Annotated in this window: 19 protein-coding genes and 1 other RNA gene; 11 read left to right on the top strand and 9 right to left on the bottom strand. The window is 44.6% G+C overall.

Annotation, left to right across the window (positions count from 1 at the left end; translation table 11 throughout):
- From L5L91_RS03165 to smpB, 4 genes are all read right to left on the bottom strand, one after another.
- On the bottom strand, window positions 1-165 hold a 165-nt coding region (locus L5L91_RS03165), incomplete at its 3' end, for a transposase (protein ID WP_263235667.1).
- Between the two features lie 180 nt (window positions 166-345).
- Window positions 346-1593 (bottom strand): integrase domain-containing protein, encoded by a 1248-nt coding sequence (locus L5L91_RS03160; protein WP_263193384.1) that lies wholly within the window; start codon window positions 1591-1593, stop codon window positions 346-348.
- A gap of 268 nt (window positions 1594-1861) precedes the next feature.
- Window positions 1862-2217, bottom strand: a transfer-messenger RNA (tmRNA) gene (gene ssrA, locus L5L91_RS03155).
- A gap of 71 nt (window positions 2218-2288) precedes the next feature.
- On the bottom strand, window positions 2289-2780 hold the full coding sequence (gene smpB / locus L5L91_RS03150) for an SsrA-binding protein SmpB (RefSeq protein WP_006080832.1): 492 nt from the start codon (window positions 2778-2780) through the stop codon (window positions 2289-2291).
- A 278-nt stretch (window positions 2781-3058) separates the two neighbouring features.
- Here smpB and L5L91_RS03145 point away from each other — a divergent pair, with 278 nt between their 5' ends.
- Together L5L91_RS03145 and L5L91_RS03140 are read left to right on the top strand one after the other, a co-directional pair.
- Window positions 3059-3496: a type II toxin-antitoxin system RatA family toxin gene (locus tag L5L91_RS03145; protein WP_028760728.1), complete on the top strand. Its 438-nt coding sequence runs from the start codon at window positions 3059-3061 to the stop codon at window positions 3494-3496.
- Entirely contained in the window at window positions 3486-3818 is a 333-nt protein-coding gene (locus L5L91_RS03140; RefSeq protein ID WP_263235649.1) for an RnfH family protein, read from the top strand. Before L5L91_RS03145 ends, L5L91_RS03140 begins: the two co-directional genes overlap by 11 nt.
- Window positions 3819-3907: 89 nt before the next feature.
- Here the strand turns inward: L5L91_RS03140 and L5L91_RS03135 are convergent, their stop codons facing one another.
- Complete coding sequence (locus tag L5L91_RS03135; RefSeq protein WP_263235647.1) at window positions 3908-4399, bottom strand: outer membrane protein assembly factor BamE; 492 nt, start codon at window positions 4397-4399, stop codon at window positions 3908-3910.
- Window positions 4400-4827: 428 nt separating this feature from the next.
- Between L5L91_RS03135 and L5L91_RS03130 the strand changes: the two genes are divergently transcribed.
- The 4 genes from L5L91_RS03130 (at window position 4828) to L5L91_RS03115 (ending at window position 9788) form a co-directional block, all read left to right on the top strand.
- Window positions 4828-5619, top strand: coding sequence for an SAM-dependent methyltransferase (locus tag L5L91_RS03130; protein ID WP_028760726.1), 792 nt, complete (start codon window positions 4828-4830; stop codon window positions 5617-5619).
- Window positions 5620-5677: 58 nt separating this feature from the next.
- Window positions 5678-5890 (top strand): hypothetical protein, encoded by a 213-nt coding sequence (locus L5L91_RS03125; RefSeq protein ID WP_028760725.1) that lies wholly within the window; start codon window positions 5678-5680, stop codon window positions 5888-5890.
- Window positions 5891-5953: 63 nt separating this feature from the next.
- Window positions 5954-7687, top strand: a complete 1734-nt coding sequence (locus L5L91_RS03120; protein WP_263235666.1) for a GGDEF domain-containing protein — start codon at window positions 5954-5956, stop codon at window positions 7685-7687.
- Between the two features lie 331 nt (window positions 7688-8018).
- Window positions 8019-9788: a monovalent cation:proton antiporter-2 (CPA2) family protein gene (locus L5L91_RS03115; protein ID WP_105249794.1), complete on the top strand. Its 1770-nt coding sequence runs from the start codon at window positions 8019-8021 to the stop codon at window positions 9786-9788.
- Between the two features lie 93 nt (window positions 9789-9881).
- On the opposite strand, the gene L5L91_RS03110 is transcribed toward L5L91_RS03115, so the two are convergent.
- Window positions 9882-12326 carry a TonB-dependent receptor gene (locus L5L91_RS03110; protein WP_263235646.1) on the bottom strand — a complete coding sequence of 815 codons (2445 nt, stop codon included), beginning with the start codon at window positions 12324-12326 and terminating at the stop codon, window positions 9882-9884.
- An 860-nt stretch (window positions 12327-13186) separates the two neighbouring features.
- Here L5L91_RS03110 and aceB point away from each other — a divergent pair.
- The 3 genes from aceB (at window position 13187) to L5L91_RS03095 (ending at window position 17200) form a co-directional block, all read left to right on the top strand.
- Entirely contained in the window at window positions 13187-14836 is a 1650-nt protein-coding gene (gene aceB, locus L5L91_RS03105) for a malate synthase A (RefSeq protein ID WP_212600360.1), read from the top strand.
- 140 nt (window positions 14837-14976) lie between these two features.
- Entirely contained in the window at window positions 14977-16302 is a 1326-nt protein-coding gene (gene aceA / locus L5L91_RS03100) for an isocitrate lyase (RefSeq protein WP_012588215.1), read from the top strand.
- 529 nt (window positions 16303-16831) lie between these two features.
- A complete protein-coding gene (locus L5L91_RS03095; protein ID WP_006080843.1) occupies window positions 16832-17200 on the top strand; it encodes an acyl-CoA thioesterase in 369 nt (122 codons plus the stop codon).
- 80 nt (window positions 17201-17280) lie between these two features.
- Here L5L91_RS03095 and L5L91_RS03090 read toward each other — a convergent pair whose 3' ends face one another.
- From L5L91_RS03090 to yiaY, 3 genes are all read right to left on the bottom strand, one after another.
- On the bottom strand, window positions 17281-17487 hold the full coding sequence (locus tag L5L91_RS03090) for a hypothetical protein (RefSeq protein WP_028760719.1): 207 nt from the start codon (window positions 17485-17487) through the stop codon (window positions 17281-17283).
- Between the two features lie 288 nt (window positions 17488-17775).
- A complete protein-coding gene (locus tag L5L91_RS03085; RefSeq protein WP_028760718.1) occupies window positions 17776-18141 on the bottom strand; it encodes a hypothetical protein in 366 nt (121 codons plus the stop codon).
- Between the two features lie 837 nt (window positions 18142-18978).
- A complete protein-coding gene (gene yiaY, locus L5L91_RS03080; RefSeq protein ID WP_263167149.1) occupies window positions 18979-20127 on the bottom strand; it encodes an L-threonine dehydrogenase in 1149 nt (382 codons plus the stop codon).
- A 601-nt stretch (window positions 20128-20728) separates the two neighbouring features.
- On the opposite strand from yiaY, the gene betI reads away from it, so the two are divergent.
- Both betI and betB read left to right on the top strand, forming a co-directional pair.
- Entirely contained in the window at window positions 20729-21334 is a 606-nt protein-coding gene (betI, locus tag L5L91_RS03075; protein ID WP_212600358.1) for a transcriptional regulator BetI, read from the top strand.
- Window positions 21325-22788, top strand: a complete 1464-nt coding sequence (gene betB, locus L5L91_RS03070) for a betaine-aldehyde dehydrogenase (protein WP_263206072.1) — start codon at window positions 21325-21327, stop codon at window positions 22786-22788. Before betI ends, betB begins: the two co-directional genes overlap by 10 nt.
- The last annotated feature ends 6 nt before the right edge of the window (window positions 22789-22794 follow it).

The raw sequence follows: 22794 nt of genomic DNA, 5'->3' as shown, positions 1-22794 counted from the left end.
ACCCTGGCGTTCTAGTTTTAACTGTCTCACCCACTTATCCATAGTGGACTTACCTACGTTCATCGCCTTTGCAGCTTCGATGATGCTATGGTTTTTATCGAGGACTAATTGGGCTGCTTCAAGTTTGAATTCAGCACTAAATGTTTTTCTGGTTGTCGATCTCATGTGTTCACCTAAAGTCATCTACGAGGTAATAATATCACCTCTATTTAGGTGGCCAAAATTAGTGTGCCACTACATTTGTCTACCCACTAAGGTTATTTGATAGTGGAATATATAAGTAAGGGGCTGCCATATGGCAGCCCCTTACTTATGTTGTAGCTTTAAATAAAGGAAAGAGCTATTTCATTGGGCTACAAGTCGCAAGTTTCTGGCATTATGCGCAAGGCTTACGTTTCCTTTAGCTGCATCCATGATGTACTCACTCCACCATGTCATCATCACTCGACGGCGCTCAAGGTAAATACTGCGGTTATAGGCACTACGTACTTGGTTTTTATCCGTGTGAGCAAGGGCCGCCTCTATTACGTCAGGATCAAATCCTTGCTCATTGAGTGTAGTACTGGCAAGCGATCTAAAACCATGAGCGGTTGTTCTGTTCTTTAATCCCATCCGTACTAAAGCTGCATTGGCTGTTTGTACATTACAGTGAGTTTTTGGGTCTCTTTCTGCAGGAAAGATAAATTCTCTATGTCCTGAGATTGGTTTAATTGCTTGTAGTAGGGCTAATGTTTGCTCTGTCAGTGGAATGATGTGATCACGACGCATTTTCATTCTTGTCGCAGGGATATGCCAAATACGCTCTTCAAAATTGATTTCATCCCAACGAGCAGCAGCCGCTTCGTTTGGGCGAGTCATGGTGTGTAGTTGCCATTCAATTAAAAAGCGGGTCACTTTTTTAATGCTTGCGTTGGCAATTTCTTGCATTAATTCGGGTAATTCACTTGGCTTCATAGCTGCTAAGTGTTCTTTGCGAGGCTTTTTGAAAATGGCCTTAATTCCTGACAATGGGTTTGCATGAATTAACCCTGTATTGACGGCATAGATCATAACTTCATTAAGCCGCTGCGCGAGTCGTTTTACCGTTTCTAAATTTCCCTTTGCTTCTATTGGTCTTAGGAATGTAATAACCATAGGGGCAGTAATTTGACTGATAGGAATGTCTTTTAGTGAAGGCAGTAGGTGACGTTTAAAGGAACGCCAGGTCGCTGCCGCGTGATCTTCTGTTATAGCGTCTTTTTTTTGATCAAACCATTCAGCGGAAATTCTGCCAAAAGTATGCTCGACTATGGCCGCTTTTGCTGCCATTTGCTCTTCTCTATGGGCTTTAGGGTCTGTGCCATGGGCAATAAGAGTTCGAGCTTCTTGTGCGAGCTTACGAGCTGATAATAGTGAGATATCAGGATAAGAGCCTAGGCTAAGGTTTTGGCGTTTTTTCGTTATTGGGTGTGAGTAGTTAAGTAGCCAGAGTTTCGAGCCATTTGGCTTAATTCTGATTTGTAGACCACTACCATCGGCAAGGTTGTATTCCTTATCTTTTGGTTTAGCAGTTTTGATCTCTGTATCAGATAGAGGCTTAGCAAGTCTTGCCATAACAACACCTTAGCACCAGTATTTTGTTGATACTCAGTGTTACTAAAATTAATACTTATATAAGGTATTGATTTGTAATAGATAACACCATTTTTAGTAACACCACGCTTTAAGGTTAAGTACTGGTGTTACTTCTGATGTTACTAAAAAGCATGGATGTTACCAACCATTATTGGACGTCTATGGACTGAAAATTAAGCTAAGTTATTGATTTTATTTTTATTCAGGCAAGAAAAAAGACGTCCTGAGACGTCTTTGTTCTTATATTTGGTGGAGGCGGCGGGACTTGAACCCGCGTCCAGAACACCTACATCCAAGGCACTACATGCTTAGTCTCTCTTTTAATTAACCCGAATAAACTCCGAAAGACAGGATTTCATCGGGCGAGTCCGGTACTATTTCGCGGTTCACCCCCGGACGGAGTTCCCTCGCTATCAAATGTAAGATGACCATCTGTATACACCGCCCATTTGAGAGACCTGTGTCAGATGGCTAGCTAGCCTAAGCTGCTAGAGCGTAGTTATCGTCGTTTGCAACTATAACTGTGCGGCTTTTTACGAGGCCAACCGCCCCTCGGCATGCTCCCAGGGTTTCGTGAATCCTGTCGAATCCAGAATCGCCCCCAAGAATTTGATTGTAACCCGTAGCACTATGATCACCTAGCATCATTTGCTTCAAGTTCAATCGTTTGTTCATTATCCGTGCGTTTTTTCTTTTTTCATCACGCGTGCTTTTTCAACTTCCCATTCACGCGCTTTAGTATCTTCGCGCTTATCGTGATCTTTCTTACCTTTACCTAGGCCAATTTCCACTTTTACCCATGCACCTTTACGCCAGTACATTGAGATAGGAATAATAGAGTAGCCTTGGCGCTCAACTAAGCCCGCTAGTTTATCTAGCTCTTTACGGCTGAGTAGCAGTTTTTTCAAACGTAGGGGATCGCAGACAACGTGTGTCGATGCCGTATTCAAGGGAATAATGGTGCAGCCATGCATAAAGGCTTCGCCATTTTTCAGAAATACGTAACAGTCGGACAAGTTGACCTTACCCATACGGATAGATTTCACTTCCCATCCCATGAGGGATAGGCCAGCTTCCATTTTCTCTTCGAAACGGTATTCGAAGGTTGCGCGCTTATTACGTGCGATAGTCGCAGGCGCGGCTTTGCTTGAATTTTTCTTTACCATAGTGGCGCCATTATACGCACGGTGAATCAATTTGGTATTGATATAAGGGTTTATTTAGTTAATTTCAAGCCTCTATCGTGTTGTTGCTGGTTTTTTGAACGTGATTAGGGGGTTGAGTATCAGCCTAAGTGCACAAGGGGTGCGTTTTTTACGTATCGTGATAAAATCCGTGCAAATTTTGATTGTTGGCCTAAGTTGTTTATTGCACGTGTGTTCTTTTCGTGCGTTTGAGTTTACTTAGGTCGCTGTGAATACGTTAGTGAAGAGTACTAAGTCCTATGCCGCAAATTTCTCGAAGTGTGTTAGTCCGTTTTAGTGCGATGCAAATGTATGACTTAGTGAATGATGTCGAGTCGTATAAGGAATTTTTACCCGGTTGTGTGGGTGGCAAAGTCTTAGAATTTGATGGCAAGACTATGCTGGCATCTGTTGATGTGAGTAAAGCGGGGATCCGTAAGACATTTACGACTCGCAACCAAGTGGTTCCTGGTAAGAGTATTGATTTAACATTGGAAAATGGGCCCTTTAAGCATTTATTGGGGCAGTGGCGTTTTACTGAGCTGACTGAAGAGGCCTGCAAGGTAGAATTCGAGCTGAGTTTTGAGTTTTCAAGCTCGTTAGCCGATATGGCCTTTGGTAAAGTGTTTAATGATCTTATGGTATCAATGGTGACGGCATTTACGAGTCGCGCTAAGGTAATTTACAGTGACAAATGAGACAGATAAGTTTGTAGTTGATGTGGTTTATGCCTTGCCTACACAGCAAAAAGTGATTTCGGTGAATGTGAATACCGGCACGTCAGCGATTGAGGTGGTGCGTTTAAGTAACATAGTGAGTTTTTTTCCTGAGATCGATTTAGAGACGGTTAAGCTCGGTGTATTTAGTAATGTGGTTAAGCATGACCAAGTGATTTTACCGGGGCAAAGGGTTGAGATTTATCGTCCTTTGATTGCTGATCCTAAGGATGTGCGTCGTCGCCGAGCAGATAAAGCTAAAGATGAAGGCCGCGCGAATAAAGTGACGGGCGGACGGGCTTAAATACTGACATCATTGCTCAATAAAAAAGCGCCCTTGGGCGCTTTTTTGTATTTGATTGACTGAGAAGAGCATAAGCAAAGTTTAGGATATTACTTAATTGGTTTTTGAACTTGCGCTTCAGCTTGATTTTCTTTCACTAATGGCTTTTCATCGGCGCGCTGTGCTGGAATTTGTGGCACTAGCTCAATTTTATTACCTGTTGGCAAGCTGCTTTGTTCTAGCGGCGTACTAAATTCTTTGCTCAGTTCATAATCGCCTTTCACTGAGGTAAGTTTATCGCCCGTAAAGTGCAGTATGAGTTCTTTATGCGTAATGCTGGCATCACGCCCACTCTTGTAGTGATACACATAGTACCAAGTATCGTCAGCAAAACTATCTCGTAATACCGGACGGCCGAGAATGTATTCGGCTTGTTCTTTGGTCATGTCAATGCGCAACTTTTCAACTTGTTGCGGTTCCATGTAGTTGCCCTGTGGAATATCGGGCTTATAAATCAACCAATCGAACACGCTACAGGCACTGAGTGAAACAGAGAGCGCCACAGCGCCCAGTAGGGTAAGACTTTGCTTTTTATTGATCATTGTATGCGCTACTTCTGAAAATCTGGCGGCCATAATACCCAAGCATTCCCCCTCATGACAAGGGCAATCGGGCTTTGCAACCGTCATAGATCGAATTGTGTGACTTTTCGACCCAGTATGTTGGCTTTAGTTCTCAATCTTTAAGGATATTTATTCGCTGAAGTCATATGGGGCTATGAGTATGATTTTCTGCTTCAGAGCCGTACAGGTTTACTGTTGGCTGGATTGGGAAAAGAGTAAATGTGAGCGATTTCTTCTTTAAAGCCAAGCAATTAGTTAGCAAGTCGATAGACAGTATGTGTGGCGATAAGCATAGTAATCTCGTTAAAATCAGATTAAAGTTACCGATATGTTTTTATTGTGTTCTTGTACTGTGGCTTTTTGCCGTAAGTTTGCAGTGTTCGAAATAAAATAGTGGGATAGATGCATTGGGTTCTTTAGTTTGCGTAGGTACGGGTTTACAACTGGCCGGACAGATCAGTGTGATGAGTCGTAGTTATATTGAGCACGCTGATGTCGTGTTTTCACTCTTGCCCGATGGTTTTTCGCAGCGTTGGATCCAGAACATTAATCCCAATGTCATCAATTTACAGCCGTTTTATGCACAAAATGGTGAAGTTAAAAATCGCCGAGAAACCTACGAACAAATGGTTAATTCTATATTGGAGGCCGTAAGGGCTGGCAAAAAAACCGTTTGTGCGCTCTATGGTCATCCTGGAGTCTTTGCCTGTGTTTCCCATATGGCGATTACACGGGCGAGGGCAGAAGGGTTTTCAGCGAAGATGGAGCCGGGGATTTCGGCCGAGGCGTGTTTATGGGCTGATCTGGGTATTGACCCCGGCAGCTCTGGGCATCAAAGTTTTGAAGCTAGCCAGTTTATGTTTTTTAATCATGTGCCCGATCCGACAACCCATTTATTGTTATGGCAAATTGCGATTGCTGGTGAACATACCTTAACTCAGTTCCATACTACGAGTGACAGGCTGCAGATTTTGGTTGAACAACTGAATCAATGGTATCCGCGAGATCATCAAGTGGTGATCTACGAAGCTGCTAATCTGCCAGTTCAAGCCCCTAGAATTGAGTATTTGCCGTTGAGTAAGCTGCCCGAGGCAAACTTATCTCCGATCAGTACCTTACTGATCCCGCCAGCAAAAAAACTCGAATACAACTATGCTATTTTAACTAAATTAGGCATTAGACCTGAAGATTTAGGCTAATTGTGAGTGCTGTACTTCTGAGCTGAATTCGGGAGTCATCATATAAATAAGGAAAGGTATGTCTGCATTATCCGATTTTTTTACCCAGTTAGGCCAAGATGCACTGCTGATGGAAGCGTATCAACAGGACCCTGAGGCCATTATGCGTGCCCATGGGTTAACTGATGAAGAAATTAGCGCTGTAATGACAGGGGATATGACAAAACTAAAAGTTTTGAGTGGCGACCAAAATTATCAAACATTTATTTTAGTCAATCATGGTAATAATTAACTAATCTTGAAACGGTTACGTTGTGCCCTATTAGCCATCTTCGCCTTGTGTTCGACAGCTTTGATGGCTAACTCTCTCGATTTTGATCAGGCACTCAATGAGCTTGATGTATTACTGCAATCTGATCTTAGTGCTGCGCAGAAAAAGCTTGCCGAATATGAGAAAGAATTCAGTCGTTTAACTACAATACAACAAGGACGACTGAGGATAGATAGAGCGATAGGTTATTTTTTCATCGGTGAATATACTAAAGCGTTAGATGATCTTCACCAAGCCGAAACCTTAGTGCCAAATACTGATTTATTGGCGTCAGTTTATAGTTACAAAGCCACGGTATATATAGGGATCCGTGACTATGACAAAGCCTTGGCTGCAGTCGCTCAAGCATTAGCCCTAGTGGTGAATATTGATGATGTTACGATTAAACGGCACTCATATCTAAGAATTGCCAATATTTATTCCGAAATGGACGCTTATAGCGATATGGGCCTTTATGCCAATAAGGTGCTACAACTCGCAAAGGAAACCGATGTCCGCGATATTTGTCATGCCAAATTGTTGCGCGCTATTTATTTACTCGGCGTGAAAAATCCCGACGCCTTCGATGCCTTCGAAGATAGCCGTCAATACTGTGATGCGAAGCAATTCCCCCTTCTGGCGACTATGTCGATGAAAGGCAAAGCTATGGTTTTGCAGGAGCGGGGCGACTTTTTAGGCGCGAGAGCGATTCTGCTATTAGCCTTAAAAGGGTATGAAGCTTTTCAATTTCAGTTAGAAATTAGCCATGTACATGCACTACTTGCCGAGAATTACTTTGCCATGGGTGAGCAGGTTCAAGCGAAAAGTCACGCCGTTAAAGTGCTTTCATTCCCCGATGATAATAGCTACATCGAATATAAGCATATTGCATATAAGGTATTTGCCGAACTGATGGCGGCGGATAAACAATTTGAGCAAGCCTATGAATACACAAGAAAAGAACAATATTATAATCAATTGATTTTTGACCAATCTAGAATGAAAACCCTCGCTTATCAGGCGGCTAAGTTTAATGCCGATGAACAGTCGCGTGAAATCAATTTACTCAATAAAGAGCGTGAACTTTACATCGCTCAGCAAATGGTAAAAGAGCGGGAATACACCAATATGCTGATGTTTATCACTATTCTAGTGGGTGGGCTGTTCTTCCTTGGGATTTTGTTAGCCGTAGGTCAGATGCAGAAACGTAAGTTTATGCGTATGGCGAGAATGGATGCCTTAACAGGCATATTGAATCGTGGTGCAGGGCAAGAGTTGGGAGAAAACCTTTTTGTGCAAGCCACGGCTCGTAGCGGGGGGTTCTGTGTCATTTTATTCGATTTAGATTTCTTCAAACGCATCAACGATTCTTTTGGTCATGGAACTGGCGATTGGGCGCTTAAAAAGGTGGTTGACTCCCTTAAATCCCATATCCGAAATGGTGATGTTTTTGCTCGTATCGGCGGTGAGGAGTTTGCGATTTTATTACCTTATGCCGATGAAGAGAAAGGTATGGAAGTGGCTGAGCAATGTCGAGCTCGTATCGAGGCCATTGATACCCAACATTCAGGGCATAAGTTCGTCATAACGGCGAGTTTTGGCGTGAGCGGTTTAATGGCTGATGATCTGAGTTTGGATCCATTATTTCATCGAGCCGACATGGCGCTCTATGCCGCTAAGGCCAATGGTCGCAACACCGTAGTACGCTATTCTGACATATTAAAATGTGACAAGCAGGCAACTGATTTACGGCGTCATATCGCATCGCCCTCTGTGTAATGCAAGTCGAGTGAGCATTTAGTCTCATCCAGAGTTGGTAGGCCCTTACTGGTTTTATCCTTCCTTAGTTTATTGCTCGTTTTTTATTTTGCAGCCACTCGCTAAAATGCAATAACAGTCTAAGGTGTCTCTAAGGGCTCTTTTACTCTGCTTTGTTGCTCCAGTTGATTTCCCCCACGCTTAAGTGTTTTTCGTATCAAAAATTTCTCATTTTTAATGAATTGCCTTGACCTTGTTAATAAATAAATGGGATATCATAGCTGATAATTGCCTAGCTATTGCTGGGGCCTTACATAGAACAATGCGCATTCCTTTTTCCGTTGGAGCCTTCATGGAACAGTCGAGTTTACTCACGTCGGTGCTGCTATTTTTATTGGCGGCGGTTATTTTTGTTCCCTTGGGTAAACGTTTTGGCGCGGGCCCTATTCTTTCCTATTTGGCTGCAGGGATTATTTTAGGCCCAGGTGGTATGGCGTTGGTTTCTGATCCTGCAGCCGTGTTGCATTTTGCCGAGTTAGGTGTGGTACTTATGCTGTTTGTACTTGGACTCGAATTGAATCCAAGTAAATTATGGGAACTTCGCAGTGCTATCTTTGGTTTAGGCAGTGGTCAGCTGTTGTTGTCATGGGCTGCGATTGGAGGTTTGGCTTGGGGCTTTGGCTTGTCTATTGAGGCGGCTTTAGTGGTTGGCGCCGCGCTATCTTTATCATCGACAGCCTTTGCCGTGCAGTTAATGAGTGAGCATAGGTTGCTTACAACCCCACTTGGACGTGATGCTTTTGGTGTCTTGTTAATGCAAGACCTTGCGGTTATCCCTATGTTGCTGCTGACAGCATATTTGGCGCCCAATTCTGCTCAGATTGAACATCATGCGGTGCCTTGGTACTGGACGTGTCTTGCGCTCGTTGGTTTTGTGTTAGTGGGGAAATATTTACTGCCTAAATTCCTTAAACTAGTGGCAAGCAGTGGGGTGCGTGAAGTGCTCACCGCTTTTGCATTATTGCTGGTCATGGGTAGCGCTGAGTTAATGGAGTGGTTGGGACTTTCCGCGGGTATGGGGGCATTTTTGGCGGGTATTATGCTCGCTAACTCAAGTTATCGGCACCAGCTCGAAACTGACATAGAACCTTTTAAAGGCTTATTGCTTGGGCTGTTTTTCATGGCTGTCGGTATGAGTATGGATTTGAAATTATTGATATCTGATCCGTTACTTATTCTGGGTATTTTAATGGCTATGTTGTTGATTAAAACCTTTGTGCTTATGGTGTTGGGTCGCATTCGGCACCACAAATGGCGGCCTAGTATTGCACTAGGTTTGATCCTTGCTGAAGGGGGCGAATTTGCCTTTGTGCTGTTATCTCAGGCGCAGCTATCTGGTATTGTCGGCGATAAAATTGCGCAAGTCCTTGTGCTTGCTATTGGTTTGTCTATGGCAGTAACACCTCTATTGTTTACTTTGTTCCGAGCAACTAAAGCCAAAGTGGTGGATACTCGTCTGCCAGATACGATTAATGTCACCGAATCTGAAGTGGTGATTGCTGGATTTGGTCGAGTAGGCCAGATCACGGGGCGTATTTTGGCCTCATCAGGTATCCCTTTTGTCGCCTTGGATAAGGATGCGAGTCATGTGGATGTTATTCGTAAATACGGTGGTGAAGTGTATTTTGGTGATGCCAGACGCTTAGACATGTTGATGTCGGCGGGGATCGCGCGCTCGCGTTTATTATTGTTGGCCGTTGACAGTGTTGAGGATTCCATTGAAATTGCTCAGCAAGTGAAAACACATTTTCCCCATATCAACATAGTCGCGCGGGCGAGGGACCGTAACCATGCTTATCGTTTGATGAGCCTTGGGGTGACGGATGTGTTTCGTGAGACCTTTGGTTCGGCGCTATCGGCCAGTGAGAAGATTCTCCAAGGCCTAGGTTTATCGCAGGTACAAGCCAATGAGCGGGTAAAAATCTTTGCTGAACATGATAAGAAACTGGTGATTGCTAGCGCAGCCCATCAAAATGATTTGGCGACGTTAATCAATCTATCGAATAAGGGTAAGGCAGAGTTGGAATCCCTCATGCGTGGCGATAGGGAGAATGTGAGTTAATGTTGTCACTCTGATTTGGATATAAAAAAGAGAGCATAAATGCTCTCTTTTTTATTGGTTTACAACATCAAATTTAACGCTGATGTTTAAGTGTTAAAAGCTATAGCTGTATTGCAGTTTGACGTTGCGTTCTTCACCCGGCATACCACCGAGGAACATGGCTTTACTGTAATAGTCTTTATTGAAAAGGTTATTGATGTTCAGCTGGATTTTCCAAGAATCCGCGTTGTAGCTCACCGCCGAGTCAACGACGGTATAGCTAGGCACATAACCGTCTGGAATACCAAATGAGCTTGAGTGCGTACTGCGATCATCGACAAATTTTGCACCAAGGCTCAGCTCGATTGGGTTTGATAATCTAAACCAATCCGCGCCATAGGTAACCCAAGCACTGGCGGTGACATAAGGCACACCTTTTTGACGGCTGTCGTAATTTGCGACGTCATTCGGGTTTTGCTTATCCCTTGCATCTTGGTACATGCCATTAAGGTTAACGCGCCATTGATCATTCAGGTGGGCATTGAGATCGAGTTCGACCCCCTGAGTATCTTCGCTGCCATCGTAAAAATATACGGGAATATTAGGGGTTAATATGCCATTGGTATAATCAGGGTTGTTATAGGCGACATTAGTACGCGAGCTTTTAAAGAATACCAGTGAGCCAAGCAATTGATCCTCAAATGCTTTAAAGCGCATACCTAGATCATTGCTAATTGATTCTGAATCATCTCGGTCGGTAGCATTATCTTTTACTGCATCAAGTACACTGTAAGCGGTGCGCCCTTTAGAATGGTTGATGAAAAATGATAAATCCTCAATTGGCATGTAGGTTAACCCTAGGTTATAGGTCATACCGTTATCTGTGGTATCGGCTTCTGGTGTCGCTTGGGATTGGCTAGTGCTATAGCGTGGATCAACACCAAAGTGCTCATAGGCTTGTTTAATCTCATTAAAGGCAACACCAATACGCGTGGTAAAGCCGTATGGCAGATAACTGACATGTTGTAAACCTACGCCCCAAGCGCTGACTTTTTTGTCATAGTTCGCTGTTTTGAGTGGGTCATAGTCCTCGAATTTACCTGTGCCCCAGTTAGGATTGCGGATGTCGTATATATAAGGCAGAGATCCTTGGTAAATGATTTTGCCATCTTTGTTTTTATAGATTTGATCGGCATCGAAGATAGAATATTGCTGGAAGCGAATATTACGGTCTTCGTAGTTGGCATTGACCAATAATTCATTGTCTATATTGCCAATTTGGAAGTCATAACGTAAATCGGCAAAGTACTGCCACGAAGTCTCGTCGGCATCCACTTTACGGTATTCCTGACGTCTTGCAGCAAAAGGATAAAGTACGCCGTTTTCAACTAATGGCGCGCGGGGATCTGCGTTGATCGGGTTTTTGCCTTGTTTCCAGTAGACGTAGTTATAAGCACCTGTTTGGCGGGCGAAGCCTGAAGTGTAGTCGCGATACTGTAATTGCTGATTAAGAAACAGACTATCGTTGAAGTAAATATTGTGGGTTAGTTTAAATCTTAACTCTTCGCCTTCATTGTCCTTCGCCATGGGTGAAATCAGCCCTGCATCACCAAACGAATAGGGCCTTAAGCCGTCAGCACCCGACAACGAGGCCGCTAACTGCTGACGCTGTGCATCGGTCAGTTGTAGACCTTTACCACTTGGATCGTTGATCAAATCCTGCCAAGTGACCTCTCCCGCGCTCTTACCGCCGACTGAATCGGCATTGTAAATTCGAATCGGGTGGCCAATAGAGTCAACGGCAATAGCATCTTTGATGTAAGCACCTGAAAGCATTACATCTTGGCTATCACTTAATACCCATTTTAAGGCGCCATAGATTTCGTCTCTGTCTGTACCTATATCGCGATACCCATCACTGCGGCCGGATTTTGCCACTAAACGGTAAGCGACATCATCACTCAGGCCGCCCGTGCTATCCAGAGCAAGGGAGTAGGTATCCCATTGTCCAACTTCGGCGGTAAATTTGTTTTTTGACTCGAATTGCGGTTTTTTCTCAATTAAATTGATGACACCGCCAGCACTCCCCATGCCATAGAGTCCAGTCGCTGGGCCTTTTAATACTTCTACGGATTCAACGTTGGTTAAAGAGCGCGTGGGGTTGAAAGTGTTACCAAGGCCAGCACCGCCATACATACCGTCATAGGTGTAATTTGCGCCTAAACCACGGATGACTATGTTGTCACCGATGCCATAGTTATTACCCGCTTGAGTCACACCACTGATGTTACGGATCAAGTCTTGCAGATTATCTGTACCTTGGGTTTCGATCAGTTCTTGGTCAACAATTACAACTGCAGCGGGTGTTTCCATGAGAGACATGTCGGATTTAGTCGCTAGCCCTGAATTTTTCACCACTGAGTTTTGTCTGCCATAAACCGTGATGCGCTCAACGTTGGCTTCAGTATTTGCTGATACCGAGTTAGCTTCGGCGGATGCAGCTTGCGATAAAACGGAAAGGCAGGCGAGTGCAGTTAGTGACAAACGAAATGATTTCATTAATGGTTCCCCCAAATAAATAGGTCGCGAATAGTAATGATTTGCATTTAAGTTGGCAACATATGTTTCAGATGTCGTGGTTGAAATGTGCAGTGCTGCGAATAAGTGTTACGAAAAGGCATGTATTTGAGGAAGTAAGGTATGGGTTCTCGCAGGAGAAAAGCTTCATAAAAAGTCGCGTCTAAGCTTCATCCCGCTGTAATGTCAAATTTGTTTCATTTTTTTTATAAAAAAGTGATTTATTTTTTGAGTTAACCATCACATCCCACCTTGTTGATCGGGAAACGCAACCTGGTACTTAGTTTGAATCGCACACGACACTTGTTTCGTTTACGTAAACGTCAAAATAAAACGGTCGTTTTAATTTGCAGCAATAGCAACAGTCTTTATCATTATGATTCATATGAATTTATCTGACTTACCTCTAGGTTAGTTCAAAACATTGAGCATTTTCTACTTAGGTCTAATATAGTAAAAATGATGTAATAATAAATTTACTCTTAGTTATTTAATTACGTAATTAATTACTTTGCGTATTGATTGGTAAAGTTGTCTGACAAGTTTCATTTAACTGCAATTGTCATATGTGATTAAAATGTTTAATTGCATATTTATCAGTTATTTGTAGTTAATTTTCTTGCTTGGTCAGACCAATTTTAGCATGGTTTTTACTTAGGTTAATGCATGTTTTTGTCAATCTTGGACTGTTGCAAATACAAACGTTTGTCGGTAAGTTTTAGTTCGAAACAAACATTTGATGGTTTTTTGGTGAGTTTATAAGCTGTGGTGATTGGGGATGCTACTGCTTTATATGTCAGCGTTAAGCCTGTGATAGTGGAGCCTCTTGGGAGGGCATCAAGATGACGGAACACACTTTGAGTGAACAGCAATTGAATTCGACACTGGGTAAAGCTACAGCAAACGCCACGCTTAATATTGTGGGTCGTGACATTCCAGGCCAAGAAGTCATCTTTACCGAAGGGGCTGTCGCCTTACTCGAATCCCTTTGTCGTGAATTTGCCGACGAAGTACCCGCCTTACTCGCTAAACGTAAAGATAAACAAGCACGTATTGATAAAGGAGCATTACCTGACTTTCTGCCTGAAACCCGCGCTATCCGTGATGGTGCATGGCAGATTCGCGGTATTCCCGATGACTTGCTTGATCGCCGCGTGGAAATCACCGGTCCCGTTGAACGTAAAATGGTGATTAACGCACTCAACGCCAACGCCAAAGTGTTTATGGCCGACTTTGAAGATTCCTTAGCACCGAGCTGGGAAAAAGTCGTCGAAGGTCAAATCAATCTACGTGATGCCGTGCGTGGTGATATTGAGTACACAGCACCGGACACGGGTAAGCACTATAAATTAGGACCAAATCCTGCAGTGCTTATCTGCCGCGTTCGTGGTCTGCACCTTAAAGAAAAACACGTGCAGTTTAATGGCAAAGCGATTCCTGGCTCACTGTTTGATTTCGCACTGTATTTCTACCACAACTATCGCCAACTTTTGGCCAAGGGCAGTGGTCCATATTTTTATATTCCTAAGTTAGAAAGTCATATTGAAGCGCGCTGGTGGGCAAAAGTGTTTGCTTTTGTTGAGGAACGGTTTTGTCTGCAAGCGGGCACGATTAAATGTACTTGCTTGATTGAGACTTTGCCTGCCGTGTTCGAAATGGACGAAATTCTCTATGAATTACGTTCCAATATCGTCGCACTCAACTGTGGTCGTTGGGATTACATCTTCAGCTATATCAAAACATTAAAACGTCATAGCGACCGAGTCTTACCGGATCGCCAAGCCGTCACTATGGATACGCCTTTCTTAAGCGCTTATTCAAGACTCTTGATTAAGACCTGCCACAAACGCGGTGCCTTAGCGATGGGCGGCATGGCAGCCTTTATTCCTGCTAAAGATCCTGCTCAGAACGAAGCCGTATTGCAGCGGGTGCGTAAGGATAAAGAACTAGAAGCGCGTAACGGCCACGATGGCACTTGGGTAGCGCACCCTGGCCTTGCCGACACCGCTATGGGGATTTTCAACGAATACATAGGCCAAGATCACTGTAATCAATTACATATTACCCGTGATGTCGATGCGCCGATCCTTGCCAGCGAGTTACTTAAAACCTGCGACGGTGAGCGCACTGAACAAGGGATGCGTCTGAACATTCGTATCGCCCTGCAGTATTTAGAGGCGTGGATCAGTGGCAATGGTTGTGTACCTATTTACGGCTTAATGGAAGATGCGGCTACGGCTGAGATCTCTAGAGCATCAATTTGGCAATGGATCCAACATGGTAAGTCGCTGTCAAACGGCAAACTCGTGACCAAGCAACTCTTTAAAGACATGTTGGTTGAAGAGCTGTCGAACGTGAAAAAAGAAGTGGGTAGCGACAGATTCACCCATGGCAAATTCACCCAAGCGGCGGTATTGCTCGAAGACATTACCACCTCCGACGAGTTGGTCGATTTCTTAACCTTACCCGGTTACGAAATGCTGACAGCTTAGAATGAACTCATTTGCTTGAACCGTTTTAGGTAAACCAGATTTAGCTGTGGCGGGGCTACCGCCAACCAAACAATTTAGCAGAGTGAAACTGGGGGGCAGTTTCATGATAGCTACAACATCAAAGAGAAAGGAGCGACACTATGACTAAGGCAACGACTCAGACTTCACGTCAAGAACAGATTGATGCAATCAAGCGAGATTGGGCTGAAAACCCACGTTGGAAAAACGTGCGTCGTCCTTATACCGCAGAAGAAGTGGTTGCACTTCGTGGTTCTATCGTGCCTGAGAATACTATCGCTAAGCGCGGTGCTGCTAAGTTATGGGAATTGGTTAACGGTGGCGCTAAAAAAGGCTATGTGAATTCACTGGGTGCGTTAACGGGTGGTCAAGCGGTACAACAGGCGAAAGCGGGTATCGAAGCGATTTACCTTTCAGGTTGGCAAGTGGCAGCCGATGCTAACTTAGCCGGCACTATGTACCCAGATCAATCTTTATACCCTGCCAACTCAGTGCCAGCTGTGGTGTCACGCATCAATAACTCATTCCGTCGCGCTGACCAAATTCAGTGGGGCAATGGCGTTAATCCAGAAGATGAAAAATTTGTTGATTACTTTCTGCCAATTATTGCTGACGCAGAAGCGGGTTTTGGCGGCGTATTAAATGCCTTCGAACTGATGAAGTCGATGATCGACGCGGGCGCTGCCGGTGTTCACTTTGAAGATCAGTTAGCTTCAGTGAAAAAATGTGGTCACATGGGCGGCAAAGTATTAGTGCCAACCCAAGAAGCGGTACAAAAGCTGGTTGCTGCACGTTTAGCGGCGGATGTGAGCGGTGTCGATACACTGGTTATCGCACGTACCGATGCTAACGCGGCCGATTTGTTAACTTCAGATTGCGACCCATACGATCGTGATTTCGTGACTGGCGAGCGCACCAATGAAGGTTTCTACCGTGTTAAAGCTGGTCTTGACCAAGCGATTTCTCGTGGTCTGGCTTATGCTCCGTATGCGGATTTGATTTGGTGTGAAACCGCTAAACCGGATCTTGAAGAAGCGCGTATTTTTGCTGAAGCGATTCATGCTCAGTACCCAGATCAACTGCTTGCTTATAACTGTTCGCCTTCGTTCAACTGGAAGAAAAATCTGGACGACGCCACTATCGCGCGCTTCCAACAAGCATTGTCAGACATGGGCTACAAGTACCAGTTCATCACTTTAGCCGGCATCCACAACATGTGGTACAACATGTTCGACCTCGCTTACGACTATGCGCGCGGCGAAGGTATGAAGCATTATGTCGAGAAAGTTCAAGAAGTTGAGTTTGCTGCAGCGAAGAAAGGTTACACCTTTGTGGCGCATCAACAGGAAGTGGGCACAGGTTATTTCGACCAAGTGACTACGGTTATTCAAGGTGGCCATTCTTCAGTGACTGCACTGACTGGGTCTACCGAAGAAGAGCAGTTTTAAGCAGTAAGCAGCGCTTAGGATGATCCATTGTGATTGTGGATCACTCCTTAGCACGCCTTATGCTGATGTTTGTGGTGAGGCGTGGTTAAAAACTCGAAATAGAGGGCAAGGCGGACTGTGATGAGTTACTGAGCTTGCAGCTTAAATCTCGAGTGTGAAAGAGTGTTACCTGTAAACCTGTGTTTAGCTGCTTTGCAGCTGTTGTCCCCGTGCAGTTCGCCTACATGTGCTGTGCGGGTTTTTAAGTCAAACCTTGTGACTTAACTTCCTACCCAGTAAGTTTTTGCTTGCCTTAGCTTGGCGACTCTATGAGTCGCTATTTTTTTGCTTATTGGTTCACTATTGCGCTGATTAATATGGTGCAACTCTGATGCGACTTGGTGCAATAATCGGATTATTTTACAGCATCTTATTGCTATCTCATTGTTATTTAATAGCTATCAAATGTGGCCTGAATAATGCTCTGAATATTACGGGAAGTTACAGTGCATTAAAGCTGATTATTGGCATTCACATTGAGGTCACCGCCATGAAATATTACAGTCGCCGTTTAGTTAAACCTGAACATTTAAATCCAGCAAATACCCTGTTTGGCGGTCAGTTGCTCAGTTGGATAGACGAGGAGGCCGCCATCTTTGCTGCCTGCCAGATGAAGAGCACGAGCCATGTGACTAAGCTGATTTCTGAAATCAACTTTATGACGCCAGCGCATCAAGGGGATGTGATTGAGTTTGGTCTGGAGCTGGTGAGTCTCGGCCACAGCTCGATTACTGTCAGCTGTCAAGTACGCAATAAGATGACGCAGGCGCCAGTGGTGAGCATAGATAAGATGGTGTTTGTGCATGTCAATGCCCAAGGATTGCCTGTGCCCCATGGTATTCGGGCGAATGCGGCTTAAGGGGCGTGGCGCTTAAAATGCGTGATGCTTAAATGTATAAGATGCTTAAAATGAGCAGTGACGCCTAGGCGTCACTGTCATTAGTCTTTGGTTAAATCTTCTTTTACCGATTTGACCGCATCCCGTGAAGCATGACCTATGGCTTTTGTCGTGTCTCGAGTCGCGTGGCCTATCTCTGTGGTGACTTCTTTAGTCGTTGTGCCGATGGCACGGCCTGCGTCCTTTAAATCCGCACAGGCGGATGTAGCGAGTAATAAAGGAATAATAATGAGCGTCGCTTTATTCATTGTGATGCTAATCCTCAATTTAAGTTCGTAACTCAATTTACTGGGCCTTGCCATTTTTACTGTGCTAAATGACATTCGGGACAATATAACAGATCTTGAGCTGAATCACGCTATGGCGATATTATCTGCCGAGTCGCTGTTGCAATGCTTCTGGGCGAGTGTCAACCGAGTGAGTGAAACTAAGAGCATTAAATGACGTCGTGGGTTGAGTTATCGAACTCGACAAATAAAAACGCCAGTGGCGTTTTGCGCACTGGCGTCTAAGGTCGCTAAATAATACTGCAAAGATTATTCGAGTTTGGCTAAGCGTTGTTGATAGTCTTCAATCAGGTGCTGCATGATTTCTTCAGGCGCCGCATCGTCACAGCAATCGTCTAAAAAGATTTTAAAGGTGACTAAGGCATGGCCGTCATTTTTGAGTCTGTCACTCTGCATTGAGAAGTAAGCATCTTCATTTTCGGCTTTACGAACCACAAACTTATTTGTTTCGAAGGTTTTTTCCCCAGAAAGCTCGTGCCATTTAGTGATGCGATTTAACGCGATCTCACAGGACTGGTTCATTTCAATATGATTTAACCAAGTAACGGGATGTTCAGGATCTTTGTAATGTGGACATCTAACTGTGTAGTTATATACATGGGTGATTGCAGTCATAGCGTACCTACCTGTTCGAGGATATTGTTGCCATCATAGGCATCGTTTTTGAATTCGGTCAATCATTAATTAAGTCTATATAGCCTTGATGTTTTTTGACGGAGAAGGATAGTTACTGCATGAAAATTAACCATTTACTTAATCTGTCATGTCTCTATTTAGCATGAGTTTTATGCCAATAACTTTGTGCTAGATCTCAGTTTTGGGTGAAGTTTCGCTTTTGCTGAATTACTGATTAATAAAGCAACAACTTGGTCGTCAGTAAGTCTTATTGATAAAAAGAGCGAACAGCGGAGTAAATAGGTTAATTAGGCTTTGGTGGGCGCAATACGATTAAGTGGCAGCATAAGTTGTTGCAGAGGAAACGCAGAAGGCAGAATGGACAGAGGCCCATTCGTTAGAACGGGCCTCTCAGCTGGCTTCATCTTTTGCAGGGAAAAAGCGAACTGGGGCCATCTTATCGGATCTGTAACAGTCTGTAACCCACAGAGATCACGTTTTTTATATCATTTTGCTATGAATATTTTAGGTTCAGATCCTTTCTTCTTGAATATGCTGATTTGTGAGTGTTTTGTCAGTGCAAAGGTGCATAGACACTGAGTTTTATGTTGGTTTTTGTTACTCAATTTTTAAGATAGCAACTTACCTCGCCATCTTGTTGATACAGGTGTAAAAAAGGCCCCAATAGTGCAGCAATAATCTGTGCACTATTGGGGCCTAAAACGAATTCATTGGAGGATGAAGTCGTGTTTACTCACTAGCAGGACAATAAGTCGTTATCCAGCAAGTTAGCGCACGATTGTTGTGTGCTAACTTGCGATTGGTAAGGTATGGCGATTACAGCGCATTAGTGAAGATCTGACAGATCTCCGCATGGGTCGCTTGTTTTGGATTGGTGAATCCACAGGCATCTTTTAACGCGTTATCCGCAAGTGTTGGAATATCTTCCGCTTTCACGCCTAATAAGGTCAGGTTTTCAGGGATCTTAACCGCAACAGACAGTTTTTTGATTGCCGCTATCGCCGCACTGGCACCTTGCTCATCTGTCATCGCAGACACATCCACGCCCATAGCCTTGGCAATGTCTTTTAAGCGAGCAGGGACGACCTGGGCGTTGTATTCCTGCACATGGGGCAGCAGCAGGGCGTTGCACACACCGTGGGGCAGATCGTAGAAACCGCCTAATTGGTGCGCCATCGCATGCACATAACCTAAGCTGGCATTGTTAAACGCCATACCCGCTAAGAACTGGGCGTAGGCCATTTGTTCACGGGCGTTGATGTCTTGACCGTTTTCAACTGCGTTGACTAAGTTAGCTTGAATCAATTCCATGGCCTTGATCGCACAGGCGTCGGTGATCGGGTTAGCAGCAATAGACACATAGGCTTCAACCGCGTGAGTCAGTGCATCCATACCGGTTGCGGCAGTTAGGCTCGCAGGCTTTTTCAGCATTAACTCAGGGTCGTTGACCGACAGCAAAGGCGTGGTGTGTTTATCGACAATCGCCATTTTAATGTGGCGGGCTTCGTCGGTAATGATACAGAAGCGCGTCATTTCACTGGCTGTGCCTGCCGTCGTATTAATGGCTACTAACGGCAACTGTGGTTTTGCGGATTGATCTAACCCTTCATAGTCTTTAATACTGCCGCCATTGGTGGCAACAAGGGCGATACCCTTGGCGCAATCATGGGGTGATCCGCCGCCGAGTGAAATCACAAAGTCACACTTGTTGGCTTTTAACAGGGCTAAACCCGCTTCGACGTTCGTCACTGTTGGGTTAGGTTGTACGCCATCATAGATGGTGGCGGTAATGCCATTTTGACCGAGTTTTTCGGCCACTTCACCCACTAAGCCAATCTTGACTAAGGGTTTATCTGTCACTATGAGTGCGTGTTTAAAGCCTAAGGTTTTGATGTCACCGATAGCATCATCCACTGCGCCTTGGCCTAATACGTTGACAGAAGGAATAAAAAATTTAGCAGCCATAAAATCCACCTATTTGCTTGTAAAGATTAAGTTGTGTTCTTTTCTGGTGATCAAGCTACCAATTTGGAGGTAGTGAAAGTGTGAGCTTGATCGAGTTCGGCGCTTATCTGAGGGTAATTTCCCACTAAAGTTGGAACTGGGTAACTAAATTTCGGACTTTTATGACGGGTATTAGTGTTGGCGTACGATATGGTTTTTTTAGCGTTGTTAGCGCCCCTGGTGATGCATCATTTCTGTGCATTTTTCGTTTACTTTTTATCCCACTTTCTTATCCAGAGTTTGACGGCTCAATTGTTAAATCTAACAGAGGTTAAACCTCATTAATACTCTCATTCGTAGCATTAACTCCAGTTAATTAGTTTGATATCTAATATTAATTTATGCGTGCTGCTGTGGTTGTGGTAGGGCCTCAAGTCAAAGAAATCTATACATTTATCTTGTTTTTACAGATTAATTCTTTTTTACATAACTAACTTGTGAGCTTTGTCACTGTGGCATTTTAGGTTGATAGTTACATCACTAATCATTACTATGATTGTTAATTGAACGTTCAATTAACGTCGTTCAGAGTATTGAGAGAGTGGTTATTCCTTGAGTATGTATGCCTAAAGCCGCAATGAAATTGATACGCAGACAGCAGCTTATCGATGCGACATTAGCATCGGTTGCCTTGCATGGATTGCAGCACACGACCATCAACAGCATTAGTCAGTTGGCGGGGATGTCGTCGGGGATCATCAGTCATTATTTCAGTGGTAAGCAGGGCTTGATCCAAGCGACGCTGCGCCACTTGCTCGAGCAGTTAAAGCAGGCGTTGCTCAATCGAATCCAAGGACAAGTGTTGGCGCCAACAGAGCGCTTAATGATGATAGTTGAAGCGAATTTTACCGAGTTACAGCGCTCACGAAATGTCACTCACACTTGGCTGAGTTTTTGGGCACAGGCCGTCCACGATCCCCAGTTAGCCCGTTTGCAGAATATTAATAGTCGCCGCTTATACAGCAACTTACATTTTTCCTTTCGGCACGTGTTGCCCAAAGAGTTTGCTCTGATGGCTGCTAAGCAAACGGCGGCGATGATCGATGGATTTTGGTTACGCAGCGCCTTAAGTGAAACCCCTGAGCAGGATTTTGTTCAGGCCGAAAAATTATGCAAAACCTTTATCCACAATGTGATAAAGCAGCATGGAGTCAAAACATGTCAGTAGAAGTACAGTACAACTTTATTGCGGGTCAGCTGCTCGCTAACGATAGCGGCGAAACCTTCGACGTCGTCAATCCTGCCACTGGGCAATTGGCGTACCGAGTGCAAGTGGCCGATGAAAAAATTCAGCAAGCGGCCATCGAGAGCGCCAAAAAAGGCTTTGTGATTTGGTCTGCCATGAGTGCCACCGAACGCAGTCGTATTCTGTTAAAGGCGGTCGCATTATTGCGGGCTCGTAATGATGAACTCGCGGCAATCGAAGTGTGCGACACAGGTAAACCTTGGCAAGAAGCCTCAGTGGTTGATGTGGTCACAGGCGCAGATGCTATCGAATTTTTTGCCCATATTGCCCCAGGGCTTGAAGGCGCGCAGCAGCAAGTCGGTGGGGATTTTTATTACACCCGCCGCGAGCCCTTAGGCATTTGTGCTGGCATTGGCGCGTGGAATTATCCATTGCAAATCGCCTGTTGGAAGGCCGCACCTGCCTTAGCTAGCGGCAATGTGATGATTTTTAAACCTTCGGAAGAAACGCCGCTTGGCGCACTGAAATTAGCGCAACTCTTAAGTGAGGCGGGTTTACCTGATGGCGTATTTAACGTCGTCATGGGCGATGGCAAGGTTGGCGCTTGGTTAACGGGGCATCCGGATATTGCCAAAGTGTCCTTCACAGGCGAAGTCGGTACAGGCAAGAAAGTCATGGCCGCGGCGGCAAGTTCATTAAAAGACGTCACTATGGAACTCGGTGGTAAATCACCGCTGATCGTATTTGATGATGCTGATATCGATAATGCCGTTTCAGGTGCCATGCTCGGTAACTTCTATACCCAAGGTGAAGTCTGTACTAATGGGACGCGGGTGTTTGTCCATGAGTCAGTTTATCCACGCTTTATCGAAAAACTGCTTATGCGTACTCAAACCAATATTGTGGTGGGCGATCCTATGGCGCCAGAGACTAACTTTGGCGCCTTGATCTCCAAAGATCACCAGCAAAAAGTGCTCGATTATATTCAGCAAGGTATCGATGACGGCGCAACTCTGCTCACGGGAGGCATAACGTTAACGCCAGAGAATGCCCCTAATGGTTACTTTGTTGCCCCGACGATTTTCACCGATTGCACCGACGAGATGCGCATCTGTAAAGAAGAAATCTTTGGCCCTGTAATGTCCGTGCTTACCTTTAAAGATGAAGCCGAAGTGATTGCTCGGGCAAACAATACCGCTATGGGCTTGGCCGCTGGGGTGTTTACCCAAGATATCAGCCGTGCTCACCGGGTCATTCATCAGTTACAGGCGGGTATTTGCTGGATCAATGCCTATGGTGCCTCGCCAGCCGAAATGCCCGTGGGAGGTTATAAGTTGTCGGGCATTGGCCGTGAAAACGGTAGCGAGACACTCAAGCATTACACCCAAGTTAAAGCCGTTTACGTGGGTCTACAGCCCTTAGAAAGCCCATTTTAAGGAGGC

The organism is Shewanella sp. SM55, assembly GCF_025654025.1.
Classification (GTDB): Bacteria; Pseudomonadota; Gammaproteobacteria; order Enterobacterales; family Shewanellaceae; genus Shewanella; species Shewanella oncorhynchi.
Note: the sequence above shows the minus strand (reverse complement) of the source record. Positions and strands in the feature narration are given on the sequence as shown.

What these genes read in the sequence shown, in the direction of transcription:
- L5L91_RS03160 (WP_263193384.1), bottom strand. Translation starts at nt 1,593, where the DNA reads ATGGCAAGACTTGCTAAGCCTCTATCTGATACAGAGATCAAAACTGCT.
- smpB (WP_006080832.1), bottom strand. Translation starts at nt 2,780, where the DNA reads ATGGTAAAGAAAAATTCAAGCAAAGCCGCGCCTGCGACTATCGCACGT.
- L5L91_RS03145 (WP_028760728.1), top strand. Translation starts at nt 3,059, where the DNA reads ATGCCGCAAATTTCTCGAAGTGTGTTAGTCCGTTTTAGTGCGATGCAA.
- L5L91_RS03135 (WP_263235647.1), bottom strand. Translation starts at nt 4,399, where the DNA reads ATGATCAATAAAAAGCAAAGTCTTACCCTACTGGGCGCTGTGGCGCTC.
- L5L91_RS03125 (WP_028760725.1), top strand. Translation starts at nt 5,678, where the DNA reads ATGTCTGCATTATCCGATTTTTTTACCCAGTTAGGCCAAGATGCACTG.
- L5L91_RS03120 (WP_263235666.1), top strand. Translation starts at nt 5,954, where the DNA reads ATGGCTAACTCTCTCGATTTTGATCAGGCACTCAATGAGCTTGATGTA.
- L5L91_RS03115 (WP_105249794.1), top strand. Translation starts at nt 8,019, where the DNA reads ATGGAACAGTCGAGTTTACTCACGTCGGTGCTGCTATTTTTATTGGCG.
- L5L91_RS03110 (WP_263235646.1), bottom strand. Translation starts at nt 12,326, where the DNA reads ATGAAATCATTTCGTTTGTCACTAACTGCACTCGCCTGCCTTTCCGTT.
- aceB (WP_212600360.1), top strand. Translation starts at nt 13,187, where the DNA reads ATGACGGAACACACTTTGAGTGAACAGCAATTGAATTCGACACTGGGT.
- aceA (WP_012588215.1), top strand. Translation starts at nt 14,977, where the DNA reads ATGACTAAGGCAACGACTCAGACTTCACGTCAAGAACAGATTGATGCA.
- L5L91_RS03095 (WP_006080843.1), top strand. Translation starts at nt 16,832, where the DNA reads ATGAAATATTACAGTCGCCGTTTAGTTAAACCTGAACATTTAAATCCA.
- L5L91_RS03090 (WP_028760719.1), bottom strand. Translation starts at nt 17,487, where the DNA reads ATGAATAAAGCGACGCTCATTATTATTCCTTTATTACTCGCTACATCC.
- L5L91_RS03085 (WP_028760718.1), bottom strand. Translation starts at nt 18,141, where the DNA reads ATGACTGCAATCACCCATGTATATAACTACACAGTTAGATGTCCACAT.
- yiaY (WP_263167149.1), bottom strand. Translation starts at nt 20,127, where the DNA reads ATGGCTGCTAAATTTTTTATTCCTTCTGTCAACGTATTAGGCCAAGGC.
- betI (WP_212600358.1), top strand. Translation starts at nt 20,729, where the DNA reads ATGCCTAAAGCCGCAATGAAATTGATACGCAGACAGCAGCTTATCGAT.
- betB (WP_263206072.1), top strand. Translation starts at nt 21,325, where the DNA reads ATGTCAGTAGAAGTACAGTACAACTTTATTGCGGGTCAGCTGCTCGCT.